The organism is Nitrospiraceae bacterium, from assembly GCA_019637075.1.
In the GTDB taxonomy this organism is placed as follows: domain Bacteria; phylum Nitrospirota; class Nitrospiria; order Nitrospirales; family Nitrospiraceae; genus JAHBWI01.
In genome coordinates this window covers 48,473-65,145 of record JAHBWI010000001.1, presented here as the reverse complement: position 1 = coordinate 65,145, position 16,673 = coordinate 48,473, and the positions used below count along the sequence as shown (strand labels likewise).

The following is a 16,673-nucleotide window of genomic DNA, read 5'->3' as shown; positions in this document are numbered from 1 at the left end:
TCTAGTTAGGACGATTGCCGCGCGCGGGGTTCATGTCACAACAATGATTCCGGCTTCGAGCCCGAACCTCAGATACTCATTCAGACTCGTTTCAAGATTGCTGACGCGCTGCGGCTGCCTGAGAAAACTGAAGGCGCCCATTTCCGATCCGTCGTCTGCGCCGGCAGTTATCTCGACGGCGCACGTTCGACTGAGTTGGGCGTAGACGTAGTTGCCATATAGTTCCGAAGTGAATGACGGGACCAGTCGAGCTTTGATCGTGCTCTTGTCGGCGGGCTTGGCATCTTCGAGTGCAAGGTCGGGCTGGCATCGAAAGCGCCGCGGCGTCTTTGATCCATCGGGTAGGTATGAAAAACGAACGCAGCCTGTTTGGCGCCTGACGACAGTCAGATTACCGGTAAAAATGGAATTGCCGGCTTCGACCTTTAACGCGTGTGTCGGTCCGAAGGCGGTCACCTTTTCGATTTCAACCGGCGTACTGCTCGCCGAAATCGCCTCCGCCCCTGCTCCGTCGACGATGCTGTCCTCGACGCGGAGAAAAGGCACCGACTTGGAGAGTACGATCGGTCCGCAGATGCTGCGCGTGACGGTGAGCTTCAATTGATTATTCTTGGACTCGACCGACACCCCTCCCTTGTCCGGCACAAGCGTGCAGTGAGTCACGTTGAGTGATCCGAGATTGCCGTTGAGCGCGCCTTCGATTGTGAGCATGCCTTCGATCAGCAGACCGTTCAATCCCAGCGTGCCGGGAGTCTGACTTGTTGCGGCCGCGGTTCCGCTCGCGGCGACGTTGCCGAGAATGTGCGGCCGCCGTTCATCCGGCTCGAGTTGGCCGGGGATTCGCTCCTTCTGTCCCGGCAGTCCTCCGGGAACCGGAACTTCGGGCCAGCCGGCGGCGACGATCAACAACTGACTGCCTTCGGGGATCTTGATCCGATTTGCGCCGGTCAGATTCTCTTCATAGGTGGCGCTATCCATGATCGCAATCACGCCGACCGTACCCGCCGGCTGAAGGTTCCACTCGGCGACTGCGTCGGCGACTTTGTCGAAGATTTCTCCGGGAGCCGGCGTGACTTCTTTGCTGACTCCCACCTGCCAGGTCACCTTACGGGTCAGAATCTCAGTCACCGACTGCCGTCGGTTGTAAGGGCCCCCGCCCAGGTCGCCGCTGAATCCATATGCGTAGCTCACTCGCACTTCTGCGGGTGTTACGCCTTTCGGAAACGCGAGGCGTCCCAGCACCGGATCAGCGGCTACTTTGATTGTGCGTGACTGCTTTGGTCCGCCGGCCGAGGGTTGATACAACTTGCTTGCCGGGGGCCGCAGCCAGACGTCTGGCACAGGAACCGGCGGGTCGCTCAAATTGCAGATCAATATTGCTTCCGGCGCTATCTCGACCACCGGGTCGCCGACATTGTCTCGCACGAACACTTGCAAGACAGGCTGTGAACCGAAGTACCCCGCAACGGGGGCGACTCCATCGACAAGCGCCTGGCGGCGCGTTTCGAGCTCATCATAAAGCGGGCGACGCCTCAGTAACCCGGGCACATGTATTTCTTCGGCGAGGTGAGTAATCTCCGTTTCCGTCTGCGGCCGGTTGAACAAAGGCTGATCCTGTCTGAGCGGGCTGAAGGTATAACGGCCGTCGGCTGGCGACGCTTCCGCGCGCGGCGACGATCGCGACACGAAATAACTTTGCAAGCGCCAGATGAACAGGCCGATGTTTGGTATGTTGTATCGGCCGCGTCCGGGCTTGATGCTACGCACATCCGCGGTGTGCGCCGCAACGTTAAACGGCGTGTCGATCAATTCAAGCTGGTTCGTCAGCCGCAAGTCCGGCGTTCGAACGTTGTCGAGCCTGACGTGGTTGTCGTGCTGAGTCGTCTCGAGCAGTTCAAAGAACTCGACCGCGCGGGCCTTCCAACCGGTGGTGTCGTGCGCAAGCTGCTCGAGCACCGTCGCCGTCCCTTTGCGCCGGCGGTATCGGAGGGTGTTCGCAACCATCGCCCGCTGGCTGAACGGGGCATCCGGCCCCAGCGGGTGCAGGCCGCGCACCTCCAGCAGATCCCCAATGTAAGGAACCACCCATTCATCGCATGTCTCTATAAACCAGTTTTCGTAGAGGCGGGCGATGTCCGCTTCCATCACCGCCGCCTGACCGGCGATGACGGCGACCAGAGCCTTTAGCGGCTCGCCCTCCTCAAGATCGCGAATCCGGTAAATGGCCGGCAAGAGCTCGTATAGTTGTTCGGCGGTGAGGCTCATTCTGTCATCTCCATGAGCTTGATTCCGCTCGCGTTGATCGTGAGCAGCTCAGCCGGCTTCAGCTGATTCGCTTCCCAGTGCGCGATGTTCGCAGGAAGCCGCTGGTTCGAAGTCGCGCTGCTGCCGTCGAAGTACAGCCTATCGAGATCGATTGCGACGACCCCGTCGACTCCTTGCGCTACACCAATGACCTCGCTGGCGGTGATGGCCTGGCCAAACGAACGGTGGTCAAAAGAAAACGCTTCGACTAGCGCCTTTTCGACCGCGCCCTTGACGTCGGCAAAGAGGTAGTCGGGGGCTATCAGCAGCTTCGCCTCGACGTCAAATAACAGCGGCGTGTAGGGATCGATTCTCACTCGCTGATCGGCGTGTCGTGAGTTGTCGATGGCAGATGAGAGATTGTTAAAGGGGTCAGATGTTCGCGGGACGTCGCCTCCTTCGACGCCGGCGATCGTCACATGCACGAGGCGCTTTTCACCGTCCCACAGCCACGTGGCTTGTGCCTTGCCGATTCCTGCAAATGCCCGCGCAAAGTCTTCGAAGTCCTGAAGCGACACGATCCTGTCCAACGTTACGACAGTAAGCGGGGCGTTCTGGCGCGCCTGGTCCGGTTGCTCGGGGTCTTCGGCACCGGTAGGAGCGCGCGGATTAGTAACCGACCTTAAGCCGAGCGGGCGACTCATCAATTGATTGATCTGATCGGCGGCAAGCATCCCACTCATGCCGATGCCGACGCGATACCTCGCCGAAACATTCTCGGTCCCGGTCGGCACTCGGGCCCCTGTTCTTCCGTCGCCGAATTGAACGGTGACCTTCCCTCCGTCGGCAATCCTGGTGACGTAGGTCCGCTCGGTGGAAGGGAGCTGAAAGAAGTCGGGCTTCTCGTGCCAGAGTATGTCGTCGACGCGAACTTCGAGCGTGGTCTCCGCACCGCTTGCCGTAGCTGCTGAGACAAAGGTGAGGGGCTTCTGCTTGAGCTGAAACGTTTGAAAGGGTTTTGATCCGTCGCCGCTTCCGAGAATTTCTTCTTTGGTGTCGCCGTGCGTCGCGCGCGCAACGTTGGCGTTGATCACCGCGCTCGTCCGATCGTAACTGTGTTCCAGAGCCGATTTGAGGACAAGTCTCGTCAGTTTCCCCTGTTGTTCGACGCGGTCTATCGTGGCGATCTCGGCAACGTGCTCCTCGGTTGCGCTGTCCTTTCCGGCTATGGCGACGAGTTGGTCCGGCGCCAAACCGCCGACCTCCGAATTCAATAAGACCTCGGTGCCGGTTACCGGTTCGGGAATCGGACGCTCGCCCCATTCGAGCTCTTCGCTCTGCGAGAAGACTATCGTGTCTCGGATCCTTTCGTTGAACAGCTCGCGTAGCTGCTCGCCTTGCAGCGTCAGGCGCGTCGTCTTGGCGCTGAGAGTGAAATTCGAGCGAGCGTCTTCCGCTGATTCCTTTACCCTGTACGCCTCTTGATATTCCGGAATCGACAACACAACCCAGCTTCCCGCAAGAATCTGTGAGTAGATCGCATCCAGATGGACGTCGTGGATGTCGCGAGGATAGAGGTGATTGGAGGGAATGATTTCTTTGGCCAGGCCAGGGGCCGACCACGACAGTTTGATCACGGCGAGGCCGGTATGCTCATAGTATTCCAGCTTGATGTCGTATTTTCTTCCTGCGGTCATTGTCACGGCGGACATGCTTGTGTTCTCGGTAGCACCTTGATCGTGCCACTGATCGATGATCAATTTGCCGTCTACCCAGAGGCGGACGCCGTCGTCAGAGAGCGCGTGGAATGAATAGGGGCCCGACGCCTTCGGTTGAACCCATCCGGTCCAGCGAATCGAGAAGTTGTCGCTCCCGACGCCGGCAATCGGCGAACCGGCGCCGAAATCAAAATTGATCGTCGTATCGGTGCGCGTGGCCTTGCGGTCCTTGAAATCGATGGTATTGAAATACTCGCCATACAGTCCGGTGCCGAGCGCGCTGCGCGGCGGAGGATCGGAAACCGCAGCGATGGTGAAGTCGGGCCAGTTTGTGTAAGGTTTAAGCAGATCGTTCAAGTTCGGCGCCGCCGGATCAAAACCGAGATAGCTCGCCTTCAAGCTGTTCGGCATCGCGCGCCAGTCGGGAGCGTTGTAGCCAAAGAGCGACGCCCGCCGACGCAAGGCGAAGATCCTCGGATTCTTCGTCGTCGGCTCGACGAGCGGAATAAACGAGCCGAGTCCCTGGTCCAGACTGATGATCGTGTAGGTTTTGTCCGGATCAACCGAACCGGCGGGTATGACCGGGGTCACGCTGGTCAATCGCCTGAAGTCCCAGTTCTCGTTTCCCGGATCGGCGGCGCGCTCGTCGCCGATAATCAGCACCGCATCGCCCACCTTCAGATTCGTTGACGTGCCCTTCAAATAAAGGGTCTTCAATCCTTGACTCGGCGGCACCGATTCCGTTTGTTTCGGCTTCAACTCGTTCCAGGCCGCGAAGCCCTCGATCTCTTCCGTCGTTTCGAAGATCTGTGGAGCTTCCCCCTGAGCCGGAGTGCTCTGCGCTTTGGTCCCGACTGGTATCTGTGCCGACAGCGGCGCGCCCGGCGCCGTTTCGAGCGTGAACGCCAAGAAAGTCCCCGCTGCGACACCCGGCCGCAGTTCGTAGCCGATGCTGCGGGCCATCTCTAAAAGCGAGCGCCGTTCGGTCGCGGTGCGAAGGTAGCCTTCATTCGCGATCCGCTCTTGATAAAAGCTCAATACGTCGAGAATAGTTGCCCAGCCGTCCAGCATCGCGACCGCCGGATCGTCGTCGTCGCGAGTCGTCAACTCGCCAAGCGCCGCCTGTCGCGCCAACGCCGCTTTCATCGTCGCTTTGAAGGCGCCGTGCGTGCCGACGCGATACGCAAGCGCCGACAGGCCAGGCAGATTCTCAACCGGGCCAGGCGTCAGCTCCTGGACACCTTCGCAGCATCCGCATTCGTCCAGTTTGTCGTCAGCGTTGCTCATAGTCCCCCGTGCATCTCAAAATCGATCCGTCCGTTTTCAGGAAAGTTAGGGTCGTTGTCGAGCCGAATGATTTCGAGCGAAGCCGGCACGAGCCTGCCGTTCTGGAGTTCCTTGTTGGGAAGCTTGCTCCAACGTTGAAATCTCATTGCTTCAACCGAGGCGACCCCTGCGACCTTCAGCGCTGTTTGATAGATTGTGCTCAAATACACCGGCTGGCCGAACGTGAAGTTGTCGGGATGAAAGAACGCTCGACCTCCGCCCGGCAGATCGTAGCGACTGAAAATAGTCAACAGCGTCTGCTTGACGTCGCTTCGGAAATAGCCGGCCTTGACGCAAACTTTCAGCAGGATATCCAGAGGCACCGGTACCGGATCGTTGATCTCGAGGTCGTAACCGGCCACCCTGAACTGCTCCAGGAAGCTCTCGACCTCCGCTTTAAATTGTGGATCGCCCGCAGCCGAAAGTCCCCCCGCGCGATCGATGGTGATGAACACGGTGTACCAACTTCCGGTCCAGCGGAACGTCGCGGCCGCCTTTTGCACTTCAGGATGGCGGGCCGCTACCTCGGCCCAATCCCCTTCGGTGACCGCGCGCTGTTGCGTTCGAAACGCCTGCGGAGCAAACTGGCGCACCTCTTCCATGGTTTCCGCGTCCGCACCGCCCTGGGCAGACAGTGGATTTCGGACTCGCTGAAAACCCTTCAAGTCTGAAACGATTCGAGCGATGGCTTCAGCGCCGACGTTTCCCGCGCGCCCGTTGCCGACGCGATAAGTCGCGACAAATTTAGTCCCGCCGTCGGGCTTCTGGCCTGCGGATACTCCGTCGCCAAATCGCAAGTACGCTGTCGAGTCGCGCTCGGTCTCGACGACGAAATCGGCGGCGAAGCGGTCGCTGTTCAGTAAATCGCGGCGTGCCGTCCAGTCCTCGTCTCCATCGTTCAACATAACGACCGGTAACGCCTGCCGCACGTCTTGCGTGAGCGCTACCGAAGCAGGCTCGGACCGCGCCAGCGCATCATCGTACGCGACCCGACACGTGATGTTCTTTCCCTGGAGACGGGGGCGATAGTTGCCTTTGTGGGGCACTTCGGCGGGAATGAGGCCCTCGCCGGCCAGCGTCAGTCCGTGATCGGCAAGTGCGACATTGCCCCTGGCAACGCTTATCTCCCTCACGAGCGGCGTGCCGGTCTCGTCCAGCACCAGGGCCGTCAGGCAGAGCGGAAACGGCAATGCATCCTGCGGGTCCCATTCGATGTCGGCGACCGCGATCCCATCAAGCGGGTCAGTTCGCTTGGTGATCGCCTTCAAGCGTATGGCGCAGCGATGCGAGAGGTCGAGATCCGCAGCCAGCCCCGTTGTCGGGCTCATCACCTCCTCGAAGATTAAGACGTCGCCTACGGTCATGGTGAGCCCGTTGTCCACAAGCGTCGCGCGCGTTGCTCCTCTTGGCAGGCAACACTCTCGGTCGCTCCACGTGTAGAACGAGATGGAATTGTGAACGGCGTTCAATGCCAGGTTGTGCATGGTCTCGAACACAACCGGCTGCTCGGCAAGCGCTTGGTGTATATCCGCGGTCCTGACGGATGTTTCAGCCGTCGAGCCGCGCGATAACACCATGCTTCCTGTCGGAAGCGTTTTTCCATCGGCACCGCCGCCAAGTGTGACTTCGAAGGTAATCCACGTTCGCCCGTTTGCTCCGTCGTGAATGAGATAGTCGAGCAAGCGCGCGTGTCGTCTAACTGAGACTCGGCGCCGGGCGGTTCCGAGGTAGGCCTCTGCGGCCACCGCATCCTGGAAATAGCTGAGGTGGTCGCCGACGTAAGCCATCATTTCGACTAGGGCGACTTGCGCGTCAGCCGCGTTGCGCTCGCGCCAATCGGGCATCAACACGCTCAGTCGGTCCAGAACCAGGCGGCGGAAGCTCGAATAGTCCTTTGCGAGATAGTTGATCTCCGGTTCAGCAAAATGCGGCGTCGGGCAAACCGCGGTTTGCTCGCAGTCGAAAGCGCTCGGACAGGCGACCTTGAACGAAAAGTCCACGGCTGAGAGTTGAGGATCAAAACCGGCCGGCGGATCGGGACTTGTCGGCGTGGTCATGATCCGCAGCGTGTAGATTGAGAAGTCGCCCGCCTGGCTTACCTTGACGCTCAGAATATTGTTGGATACGGATATTGAATCGACGTCGATGCCCCGTATGCGCACGCCGCCTTCGATTGCCACATTCTCCTTCGCCAGCGCCGATGCGGCCGGCGGAACCGCATTGGGCTGGCCCGGCAGATTGTGCAAGAAGAACACCTTGAGGGTGCGCTGGTCGGCTGAAGCGACTTCCAGGTAGTCGATCCCGTTGAGTTTGGGCTGAATGGGATTGCCCTGGGCGTCTTCGGTAGCGCCGACCAGCCGGCGCCGCTCCTCGTTCTTGCAGCAGTACTGTGTGGCCATCAGATCGCTCTTGAGAACTGCGTCACGCGCCGCTCCTGGCTGCGGCGGATCACGTACTGAATCAGGACCAGCAGCTTCGAGTCTTTGCTGCTCACCTTCACGTCCTCGACTTGAATCACGTCACCGAGCCACTGTTGGAGTGCGCCCTGAACCGACAGTTGAGTCGCCGCCGCAAGCGCATCGCTGTTGGGCGCGAAGACGAGTTGCATGACCCCGCTGCCGAAGGTCGGCCGGTTGACCCGCTCGCCCGGAGACGTGAACAGAATCTGCTCGATCATGTCGCGAATGTGCTCTTCGTCGGAGGCTTCGGCGGTCCGGCCTCGCTCGTCGATGTGAAACGGGTAGTCGACGTTCATTTCATCCTCACATCGCGGTGGCTCTCGTTTGGGTCATCGTCACGATCAACGGCGTGGCGGTCGGAGTACATATCGCCTGGCTGTCCAGCAACAACAGCGGTTGTCCGTTCGATGTGACCCTTGTCGACGCCGTGACAAATTGCGCGGTCACGCAGGGACCGTTGGCAGCGGGCGGCGGCGGCAATGCGCAACCCGCGACCACGTATGGGCTCGAGATTGCAACCGTCGGCTGGCCACTAACCGTCACGCGAGGGTTTGGCACCGTCGGCTGCGCTTGTCCTGCATGCGAGCACATCACTTGAGCACCGATGTGAAGTATGAATCCGGGCATCGCCGTCCTCCTCATCCACGGAATGCAAACACTACTCAAACCACAACCAGCGCACCCCCATTGACAGTCACCGTGGGTCCCGTCATGACAATCGTCGCGCCCTTGCCGTTTGAAATGGTGATCCCGACATCGTTGATTGAAATGAGCGCGCCCGTCGAGGTCTTGAGCAGAATCCCGCCGGTAGGTCCTGGCAGATCGCTCAACAGCAGAGTATTCTGTGTCGCCGTCTGCAGCACGATGTCCGATAAGGGCGGCGGTGCGGTCAACGCCAAAGCGGGCACTTCGGCGGCGGAGCCGAACCAGCATCCGCTCCAGATCGGATAGTCCGGATTGCCCTGCTCGAATTCGACCCACACGCCCGCGCCGATCTGCGGGATCGCCCACATTCCCATTTGCTTTCCCGACAACGGGAAGCAAGGCATCGCCCAGCTTGTCGGCACCAGTCCTGCCACGTCAGGTACCTGAACTTGCAGCCGGCCCAATTGCATCGGATCGACGTTGGCGAGTACCGTTCCGCGATACTTGCCGTAAAACTTGTTTGGTAGTTTTTCTGTTTCTGTCATGTCGGAACCACCGGGCTTATCGAAACCAGACCGTTTCTGGTCAGATTGAATGATTGTTTGATCTCATTGCGTTTCAGATTGGTCGTAACACTCTTGACGTAGTAGAGACCGTCATACGCCGTCCCAGCGCCTCGCACGCCGACCAACTTGCGCGCTTGAAGCAGCCGCCCATATCGAAGCACGTCAAGCGTGCCGGTGCCGGTAACCGCGTCTTGCGCTTCGCCGGCTACCTTCAATCCTCGGCTGATCGCCTGCATAGGCGAGAGCTTGGCCGTGTCGCGAAGCACCGTGACGCTGGTCGGCAGCGGCGGTATCACCCCAAGCGGGGGCTGAAGCGGGTTGAGCGGCGGAATCGGAATCGGAATCGGAAAGTGCGTCACTTGATTCTGAATGAAGACGATAGGCAGCGTGTACTCGGTGCTCTTGAATTTGAAGCTCAGCGACTCCACGTTTGTATGCGCATCCATGTCGAAGTTGAGCGCCGGTTGAGGCACTCCGAATTTGATTTCGGGGCCCCAGTAAGCGGTGTTGGTGCCCGGCACGGGGCCGGGATCTACGTAGAATACGTAGCCCACCTGCGACGCCAGTTGCTCGACATACTTCAGGTCGGTGCCTTGCTGGGCCGGAATGCGTTCGACGGGAATCGGCACGTCGGTGAATAGGCTCGGAATTACAAGTGGAATCATTCCGAACACGGCGTATTTTGCGACGATCGACGCCACGCGCGCTTCAGGCGGCATCGCCGGATATGGAATCATGCCGCTCAAGTCCTTAAGATCCATCACCCTGGTCAAATCCTCGCCGGTGACCGTCAACGTGGACTGGCCGGGTTTTGCGCCCGGGCTTACTTCGGTGTGAGTCAGAACACCATCCATCAACACTTGGGGCAGTCCGTTTATCGTGACGACGATGATCACGCGAAGCAGCGGTGTCTGCCCCGCCATCAGCAGGAAAGCTGTTTGAAGGGGCGACCTATTCGTCAGCGTAAATGTCAGTTGAAAGCCGCTCCTCTGCCCTGCCGCCGCCGTGACCTGAACGCCGGCCAGCGCGTCGACCACTTCCCTTGGTACCGGCACCGGCACCGTCGGCCCTACCAGCAATGTGAGATAGACTCCTTTAAGCATCGCTGTTCCCGGGGATCCCTTCAGGCAGCGTGATTCGGATTACCGCCCCCACGTGCTCGGTCAGCTCTTCCGGCTCCATCGCGTTGTTGGCGTCGCACAAGCGCCAGAACTGCTCCGGATCGCCCAGATACTGAGCGGTGATGTTGTCGAGCCGGTCTCCTTCGGTAACGCGGTGGTCCTGCAAGGTAATGAAGTCGTCGGGCTGAGGCACGCGCCGCCGCCGCAGATACGCGATCGTTTTTCCGCCAGCCGAAGTCAGTTGGGCTGTTTCGACCGTGTAGTACCGGCTTGTGACGGTGAACAGATCTTTTCTCACGGTATGCCTCCCAATCCGAGTGATCCAAGCGCTCCGACGGCGGCATGCCCGGCGAATCGCTCCTTCTGCTGTTGATAGATCAGGAACAGGCTGGCACCTTTGGAAGCGAAGTCCAGGTCGTCGATGCTCAACACGCGAAGACCAAGCGAAACCTTGGCAAGGGTCGGATTGAGGTTCGGGTCGTAGGCTTCCTCGACGATCGAGCAATCGGTGATGCGAACCGGCACCAGATAGTTTCGGCCAAGCGAAAAGAGAACGAGCGGCGCTTGCATCGGCACGATTTCCAGCGTGCCCATCTGCGCGAGTTGGTTGTTCGACTGAAGCAGGCTGCTGGGCGGGTAAACGAGCGTTTCGATCGCCGCAAGCTGCGGGCGGATCCCAAGCGCGGTCGTCGTTTGGTTCTGGTCTGGGAACTCGAGCTGATCGGTGGCGTCGATGGAGGCTTCAAGTTTGATCGTTTCGACGGGCGGCCCCTTGAGTCTCAGTGCCTGCGAACGATCCGCAGTGTCGCTGCCGACGGCTTGTACGGCCAGAGTGCGGGTGAGCGTCTCAGGGTTGTATTGCAACGTGATGATCCGCTGCACAGCTCCGCTGTCGGGATCCAGCAATATCAATCCCGCTTTTAGCAATTGAGGTGAACCCGGGAAGCTGCTCACTTGTGGATCTCCTTCGGAGATGCCGAGTCGAACAGTTCGCCGAGGATGCGCTTGAGATTGTCGGTGGTGATCTCCGGTTTCTTGAGCGTAATGTCTTTGAACTCGGGTAGTTTGACTCCCGTGTCATCGGCGTATTCGAAAGGCGCGCTGATGAAAAACCCGATATGCGTATCAATCGTCTTCTTTGCAAGCGTCCAGTCTTTTCTTGCCTCACCGCTGATGCCGAAAGCTCCGGCCCACGCTCTGGCAAACGCGGTCAGACTCAACCCGAGGAGAAGCTGGGTATCGATGCCTGCAACGAGCTTTGCCGTCAGCCGTTTCTTCTTGTACGCCGCGTCGAAGTTGGCGAACGCTCCCGCGCTCAAGATCAGGTCGCCGCGCAACTCGAGTCCGCCTTCTGCGCCGGCGCTTCCGACGAGAACGTCGACCTGAACCGAGAGGCTGCCGCTGATCCAGGTCGAAAGCGTTGCGGATGCGGGGACCTTAACCGAACCGGTGACGGTCAAGTCGAGATCCGGATCATCCTCAAGGGGGTCAAAGCCTGACGAGAACTTGAGCGGTTCGAGTGCGCCAGGCCCGAAGCTGTACGCCACACCGACGCCGCCTCGAATATGAAACACCAGACCGGTCGTACCTATCGACACCCCAGGGATTGGAACCGGGGCGTCGAGGGTGAAGAGGTCTTTCTTGTCTCCGTATCGTTGGAATATCTCGTAGCGAGTAATCAACAACTCGCCGGTGACGCGGAGCTTTTCATTTTCGTTCAGCTCGACGGTGCCGGTGACGATGATGTTCTCTTTGATCTTGTAACTCAGGCTGCCTTTGCCGGTGAATTTGCCGTTGGGGTGAAGTTCGACATCGACGCGGCCTTCCGCTTTACCCTTCTTGATGATCAACCGGCCCTTTCCGTGGACCTTGACCGGCTGGTCTTTGGCGATCGTGAATGTAAGCTCGTCCAGTCGACCACCCAACCCGATCGCAGGAATTTTGAAGCCGGTCTTGCCGGTGGCAACCAGCCGGTCCTTGGCGAGGAAGTACTGCACGGAGACGGTCGTGGGGTCGAGGTTTGGAAAATGAAAGGTGCCGCCGCCAAACAGCACCCATCCATCCCCGCCTTTTGCCAGACCGAGCTCGGCGGTGTTGTCACCGGGGAACGTGGCGTTGATTTTGCCGGCGAACTTGATGTCGCCTTTTTCGATGAAACCGTGAAACCCGCCGCTCACAGCCACCGAGGAACCGAGGTTGATGTCCTCACTCTTGATATGGATGTCCGTCTTCCACTCGTCGCGGCCCTCACCGCCCTTATAGGAAACGTTGGCCTCGGCCGTCTGCATCTTCGGTATGTTGACCTTGAGCTGTCCGGCTGCGATCAGACCGATGGAGTCGGCACTGACCTTGAGCGAGGCCTTGGCGATCGGTGCATCACCCGAACCCAACTGCGCCTCGACGACGCCCTCCGGTCTAAACTGAGGCGCAAGCTGAAGCTGGATCTTGGCCTTTGTTAAGTGCATGCCCAGAATCGAACGCTGTTGTAGTGTTGCTTCGTCGAGACCCTTCGTGACCACCAGAGAGTTCTTAGAATATTCGATGTCCAGGTCTCCCAGGAACGGAATGGACGGCCTGATGGTACCTTTCCAAGACGTCTCGCCTGACTCATCGAAGCCGATCTCCCTGATTGTTCCAGGGCTGAGATATTTATAGGTGAACGCAATCCCGCCCTTCTTGTCGGCCGGGTTCAGGGTGAGGTTTCCGTCAGTGGCGACGTTCAGGTGGAGCGGCTTTGCACTCGGATCGATAGATATAGGCAAACGGGTCTTGTCTCTGTCGTCGATCCGCGCCTCAATAGCATCGGGCTTCGTCGTCGTCCCCTTTCGGTGAGCAAGGTTGGTCAGCAGCAACCCCGGAATCAGCGTCGCGGCGCTTGCGTTTTGTGAGTCGGTTTCAATCAACACTATTTCGGTCGCCCGCGTGGCGAAAGTGACTGGAACCTTCAGGTTCGTAGGCGGCCGTCCGCCAGCGGTGACTGGATAGTCGGCTCGCGCGACAGTGACCGCTCCGGTTTCGCTTTTCTCGACCTTCAGCTTGGTGGCGCAGTCTTCGACCGCCAGGCATGTTCGCGTTGGCACCTTGGCCGGACACGAGGCCGGCAACTTCTCCGGAGTCCCGACTTGCGTTACGTCCTGGAACCTCAGCTTGATCTGTTGTGCGCCTCCGCTGGAGAGTGTACTGTCGTTTGATATGGCCAGGGCCAGCGTCTGCAGTTCCCCCTTTATGGCACCGCCGCTTGATTGGTTCTGCGCCGCGTCGAGCGGTTGAATGTTCTGCGGGACATTGCTGCCGCCAATTTGCAGCTCCACGATGTGATCCATCTGGCAAGTCTTGCCGCCGACCTGAGGGAAGGTTTTGTCGCCGCCGGATCGCTCCCACAGATCGTCGGCGGTCGACTTGGCCCATCCAACCTTTTCGAGCCAGATATCGCGCAGGTCGTCTGTCTGTGGCCGAAGTTGCCAAAGCGCGGTCTTGGTCTTGCCGGTTCCCTGAATCTCGACGGTCGTCTCCAAGCCTTTCCCTGCCATGCTGAGGTAGATCGGGGCCGCCTTTGGCCCCTTGGTCGCGGGTATGTAGAACTTGTCTACGTTGAATTCCTCAATGGCTTTCTCCGCCCCCTCGACGGCCTTTGTGAAGACTTCTGTCGGAGTGACCAAGTGAAGGCCCAAGGAACTCGTCTTCGATTTGGGCGTCGTGCTCTTTGCAGGCTTGATGGTACCTTCTTGCGTCCCGTGGTCTGCTCGCGAGAGCGTTGGGCGGCTTGCCGAACGGTCGAGGCTGATTGGCTCGCCATGCATAACTGCCGCGGCCGCACTGTCTGCTTCATGCTCGAGACGCTGATACTCCGCGTCGCGTTCGCTAGTGATCCCGCTGCTGGAGCGTTGCAACCCGCGTTGCTGTATCGTGTGCGCCAACTCATGGGCCAAGAGATTTCTGCCCCGATTCGTTTCAGGCGCGTATTGGCCGTGCGCAAACACGACGTCCTGTCCCACGGTGTAAGCATGCGCGCTCACCGCACGAGCGGACTCAGCAGCCTGTGCATCTGAGTGAATGCGCACTTCCCCGAAGTCGTGGCCAAAGCGTGACTCCATGAAAGAACGCGTACCCGCATCAAGTGACTGCCCGGGCGAGCTGAGCACCCGGTTGACGATGGGCGGCACACTCGAGACCGAAGGCCCCGCCGCGCTCCGTTGCAGCGGCGACTTCTTCCCCGTGCACTCCTCGCACCCACCGCCAGACCCGCCCCCGCACGCGCACTTGCGTTGCAATTGCGGCGTACGCGCAGGCGTGAAGGAGCGCGCAGCGACCGGCGCCGGGGCCTTGGCTTCTGGAGCCGCTTTCATGCTCATCGACTCAAGCCTCCGTAAATCGCGCGCGCTGCCCCTTTGCCCGTGGACCCTTCCCGGTCCTTTTCGTCCACTCGAAAAGTCCCGCCGTTCATGCGTTCGATCTCAAATGACCGGTCGGCGGGCAGGCCCTCTCGAAGGAACAAAGACGACAACTCGCGTTCAACCGCGTCGGCGATGGGGCGCCGGTCCGCTTGAGAGAAACCGTGCAACACCAGCTCCTCAATGTGAACCTCTATCGATCGCCGCGGAGAAGGCCCAGTCTCCACCGGTTTCGCAATGAGGCCTGCCGCGGGTCTCACCAGCGGACGGATGCCAGACAACCCGTTTGAACTGTTCCGATTCATGCCCCCGCCAGAGCCTTGTGTCATACCCAGCCACCGACTTCCGCCTCGCTCAACGGCTTCTCAAGCTTGGTGTACTCGCACTGAGCCGCCGCCAGCAGATGCTTCATCCCTACCGGCTCGCCGGCGTCGGCCGCAAGAAACGCAGCGTTGAGGGCCAGATTGCGAATGCTCCCGCCCGTGAGATTGAGCCGCGCCAGCTTCTCGAGGCTCAACTGCTCCATAGGCGCGCCCGACGGGAAGATCCGGCGCCAGATCTCGATGCGCTGCGCGGTATCCGGGAATGGGAAGTGCACGATGAAGCGAATCCGCCGTATGAATGCCTGATCGAGCGAGTTCTTGAGATTACTGGTCAGTACCGCAAGCCCCCGATATGCTTCGATCCTTTGCAATAAATAGCTCACTTCGATATTCGCATAGCGGTCGTGGCTGTCTTTGACTTCGCTCCGCTTTCCGAACAACGCGTCCGCTTCGTCGAATAAGAGAATCGCGCCGCCCTCCTCTGCCGCATCGAACACGCGCCGCAAATTCTTTTCGGTTTCGCCGATGTACTTGCTGACCATCGCGCTCAAGTCAATGCGGTACAGATCGAGCCGCAATTCATTCGCAAGGACTTCGGCGGCCATGGTCTTGCCGGTTCCGCTCGCCCCGGAGAACAAGGCACAGATGCCAAGGCCGCGCGCGCCCTTTGCGGCGAAACCCCAGCCGTCATAAACAAGCGCCCGCCACCGGACGTGCGCGGCAATGCCGCGCAGAACTTGAAGCTGAGCCTCAGGCACAATTAGATCGTCCCACGTGGCGGCGGGATGAATGCGCTGAGCCAGGTCATCGAGCTTTGGCCTCGACTGGCGCCTGCATGCTTCCCACAACACACGGCCGAACTCGCGGTCAGGACCATGCCGCCACTGCCGGAGCGCCTCTTCGCTCGCTGCGTTGATTGAATGAAGGCTGAGGTTGAATTGCGTCGAGACCAGGTCGAGGTTTCCGTTTAGCTGGTCGGCGGCTTCTCCAAGCGCGCGCCTCCAGATCGCTTTCTGCTCGCCCGCACTCGGCCTGTTCACTTCGAGGCGGACGATCGCCCGCCTTCGCGAGCGCAGCGGTTCGCGGCTCGCGACAAACAGGAACGCTTGCGCCGATTCAATGAACGACACAATCCCGCGCCCGCTTTCGCTCGCAGCGCCGTCTTCCTCGTCAAGCAGCAGCGCGCAGTCCGAGAGAAGCGCCTCACGTTCCCACAGCCGCGCGAGAACATCGCGCTCGGAAGAACCGGAGGGAAGATCCGCGGTTCGAACCGCGCGCAATTGCATTCCCATAGCCGCGCAAGCAACAGCGGCCACCGCCCGCTTCCCGGCCGCGTCATTGCCGCAAAGCTGAATGACCTGCACTCCGCCGAGTTGTGTGTTGCCCGACCATGCCTCGGCAACACGCACCACGGCAACGCGCTGAGACTCAGGCAACTCCCCAGGCGCCGGGCAAGGTTCGACCAAGCCCTGCAGCCGCTCGTCCAGGTACGAGACCCCGGACAGAAAATGGAGCACGCGCTCGTCGATCCGTAGCGGGTTGGACATCAACCGCTCTCCCCCGCCCACTTCGATCAGCCGCCATCGCCTCAACGTGGACGACGGCGTCAGCGCGCTCCACTCCGGCTCGGCAAAGGCGGCCAGCGCCAGCGACAAGGTGGCATGGGCCATCCGCTGATCGCCGTTCGCCGCCGAGCACAAAGCCGGAAAGTCAGGGCAAAGTTCCACTCCTGCGCACAGCAAGAGAACGGCTCGTTCAAACGCGCTAAGACCGAACACGGAACAGAGCCGGTCCAACGCAGCAGGTTCGGATCCGCTATCGTCGGACTCGGCCAACGACACCGGAACGATCAGCCGTCGCACAGGCGGCGTCGCGTAAGC

General features: G+C 60.0%; 12 protein-coding genes. 1 reads left to right on the top strand and 11 read right to left on the bottom strand.

Going from position 1 to position 16,673, the window contains the following annotated elements:
• Window positions 1–30: 30 nt before the first annotated feature.
• Genes KF814_00340 through KF814_00325 form a run of 4 tightly spaced genes read right to left on the bottom strand, consistent with a single transcriptional unit; the run spans window position 31 to window position 8,043 of the window.
• Window positions 31–2,265, bottom strand: coding sequence for a hypothetical protein (locus KF814_00340; protein MBX3234570.1), 2,235 nt, complete (start codon window positions 2,263–2,265; stop codon window positions 31–33).
• Window positions 2,262–5,249, bottom strand: a complete 2,988-nt coding sequence (locus tag KF814_00335; protein MBX3234569.1) for a putative baseplate assembly protein — start codon at window positions 5,247–5,249, stop codon at window positions 2,262–2,264. The genes KF814_00340 and KF814_00335 overlap by 4 nt, the downstream gene beginning before the upstream one ends.
• A complete protein-coding gene (locus KF814_00330) occupies window positions 5,246–7,687 on the bottom strand; it encodes a putative baseplate assembly protein (protein MBX3234568.1) in 2,442 nt (813 codons plus the stop codon). The genes KF814_00335 and KF814_00330 overlap by 4 nt, the downstream gene beginning before the upstream one ends.
• Complete coding sequence (locus tag KF814_00325) at window positions 7,687–8,043, bottom strand: GPW/gp25 family protein (protein ID MBX3234567.1); 357 nt, start codon at window positions 8,041–8,043, stop codon at window positions 7,687–7,689. The genes KF814_00330 and KF814_00325 overlap by 1 nt, the downstream gene beginning before the upstream one ends.
• A gap of 17 nt (window positions 8,044–8,060) precedes the next feature.
• On the opposite strand from KF814_00325, the gene KF814_00320 reads away from it, so the two are divergent.
• On the top strand, window positions 8,061–8,345 hold the full coding sequence (locus KF814_00320; protein MBX3234566.1) for a hypothetical protein: 285 nt from the start codon (window positions 8,061–8,063) through the stop codon (window positions 8,343–8,345).
• A 64-nt stretch (window positions 8,346–8,409) separates the two neighbouring features.
• Here KF814_00320 and KF814_00315 read toward each other — a convergent pair whose 3' ends face one another.
• From KF814_00315 to KF814_00285, 7 genes are read right to left on the bottom strand one after another with little or no spacing between them, the layout of a single operon-like run.
• Window positions 8,410–8,937, bottom strand: coding sequence for a baseplate assembly protein (locus tag KF814_00315; protein ID MBX3234565.1), 528 nt, complete (start codon window positions 8,935–8,937; stop codon window positions 8,410–8,412).
• Window positions 8,934–10,061: a hypothetical protein gene (locus tag KF814_00310; GenBank protein ID MBX3234564.1), complete on the bottom strand. Its 1,128-nt coding sequence runs from the start codon at window positions 10,059–10,061 to the stop codon at window positions 8,934–8,936. Before KF814_00310 ends, KF814_00315 begins: the two co-directional genes overlap by 4 nt.
• Window positions 10,054–10,401, bottom strand: a complete 348-nt coding sequence (locus tag KF814_00305) for a LysM domain-containing protein (GenBank protein MBX3234563.1) — start codon at window positions 10,399–10,401, stop codon at window positions 10,054–10,056. The genes KF814_00310 and KF814_00305 overlap by 8 nt, the downstream gene beginning before the upstream one ends.
• The gene (locus KF814_00300; GenBank protein ID MBX3234562.1) at window positions 10,374–11,033 is read right to left on the bottom strand and encodes a hypothetical protein; all 660 of its coding nucleotides are present in this window, start codon (window positions 11,031–11,033) and stop codon (window positions 10,374–10,376) included. The genes KF814_00305 and KF814_00300 overlap by 28 nt, the downstream gene beginning before the upstream one ends.
• Window positions 11,030–14,431 (bottom strand): DUF4157 domain-containing protein, encoded by a 3,402-nt coding sequence (locus tag KF814_00295; protein ID MBX3234561.1) that lies wholly within the window; start codon window positions 14,429–14,431, stop codon window positions 11,030–11,032. The genes KF814_00300 and KF814_00295 overlap by 4 nt, the downstream gene beginning before the upstream one ends.
• Window positions 14,428–14,799 (bottom strand): hypothetical protein, encoded by a 372-nt coding sequence (locus tag KF814_00290; protein ID MBX3234560.1) that lies wholly within the window; start codon window positions 14,797–14,799, stop codon window positions 14,428–14,430. Before KF814_00290 ends, KF814_00295 begins: the two co-directional genes overlap by 4 nt.
• Window positions 14,796–16,463 carry an ATP-binding protein gene (locus KF814_00285; protein MBX3234559.1) on the bottom strand — a complete coding sequence of 556 codons (1,668 nt, stop codon included), beginning with the start codon at window positions 16,461–16,463 and terminating at the stop codon, window positions 14,796–14,798. The genes KF814_00290 and KF814_00285 overlap by 4 nt, the downstream gene beginning before the upstream one ends.
• Window positions 16,464–16,673 lie beyond the last annotated feature (210 nt).

What these genes read in the sequence shown, in the direction of transcription:
- KF814_00340 (MBX3234570.1), bottom strand. Translation starts at nt 2,265, where the DNA reads ATGAGCCTCACCGCCGAACAACTATACGAGCTCTTGCCGGCCATTTAC.
- KF814_00335 (MBX3234569.1), bottom strand. Translation starts at nt 5,249, where the DNA reads ATGAGCAACGCTGACGACAAACTGGACGAATGCGGATGCTGCGAAGGT.
- KF814_00330 (MBX3234568.1), bottom strand. Translation starts at nt 7,687, where the DNA reads ATGGCCACACAGTACTGCTGCAAGAACGAGGAGCGGCGCCGGCTGGTC.
- KF814_00325 (MBX3234567.1), bottom strand. Translation starts at nt 8,043, where the DNA reads ATGAACGTCGACTACCCGTTTCACATCGACGAGCGAGGCCGGACCGCC.
- KF814_00315 (MBX3234565.1), bottom strand. Translation starts at nt 8,937, where the DNA reads ATGACAGAAACAGAAAAACTACCAAACAAGTTTTACGGCAAGTATCGC.
- KF814_00310 (MBX3234564.1), bottom strand. Translation starts at nt 10,061, where the DNA reads ATGCTTAAAGGAGTCTATCTCACATTGCTGGTAGGGCCGACGGTGCCG.
- KF814_00295 (MBX3234561.1), bottom strand. Translation starts at nt 14,431, where the DNA reads ATGAGCATGAAAGCGGCTCCAGAAGCCAAGGCCCCGGCGCCGGTCGCT.
- KF814_00290 (MBX3234560.1), bottom strand. Translation starts at nt 14,799, where the DNA reads ATGACACAAGGCTCTGGCGGGGGCATGAATCGGAACAGTTCAAACGGG.
- KF814_00285 (MBX3234559.1), bottom strand. Translation starts at nt 16,463, where the DNA reads ATGGCCCATGCCACCTTGTCGCTGGCGCTGGCCGCCTTTGCCGAGCCG.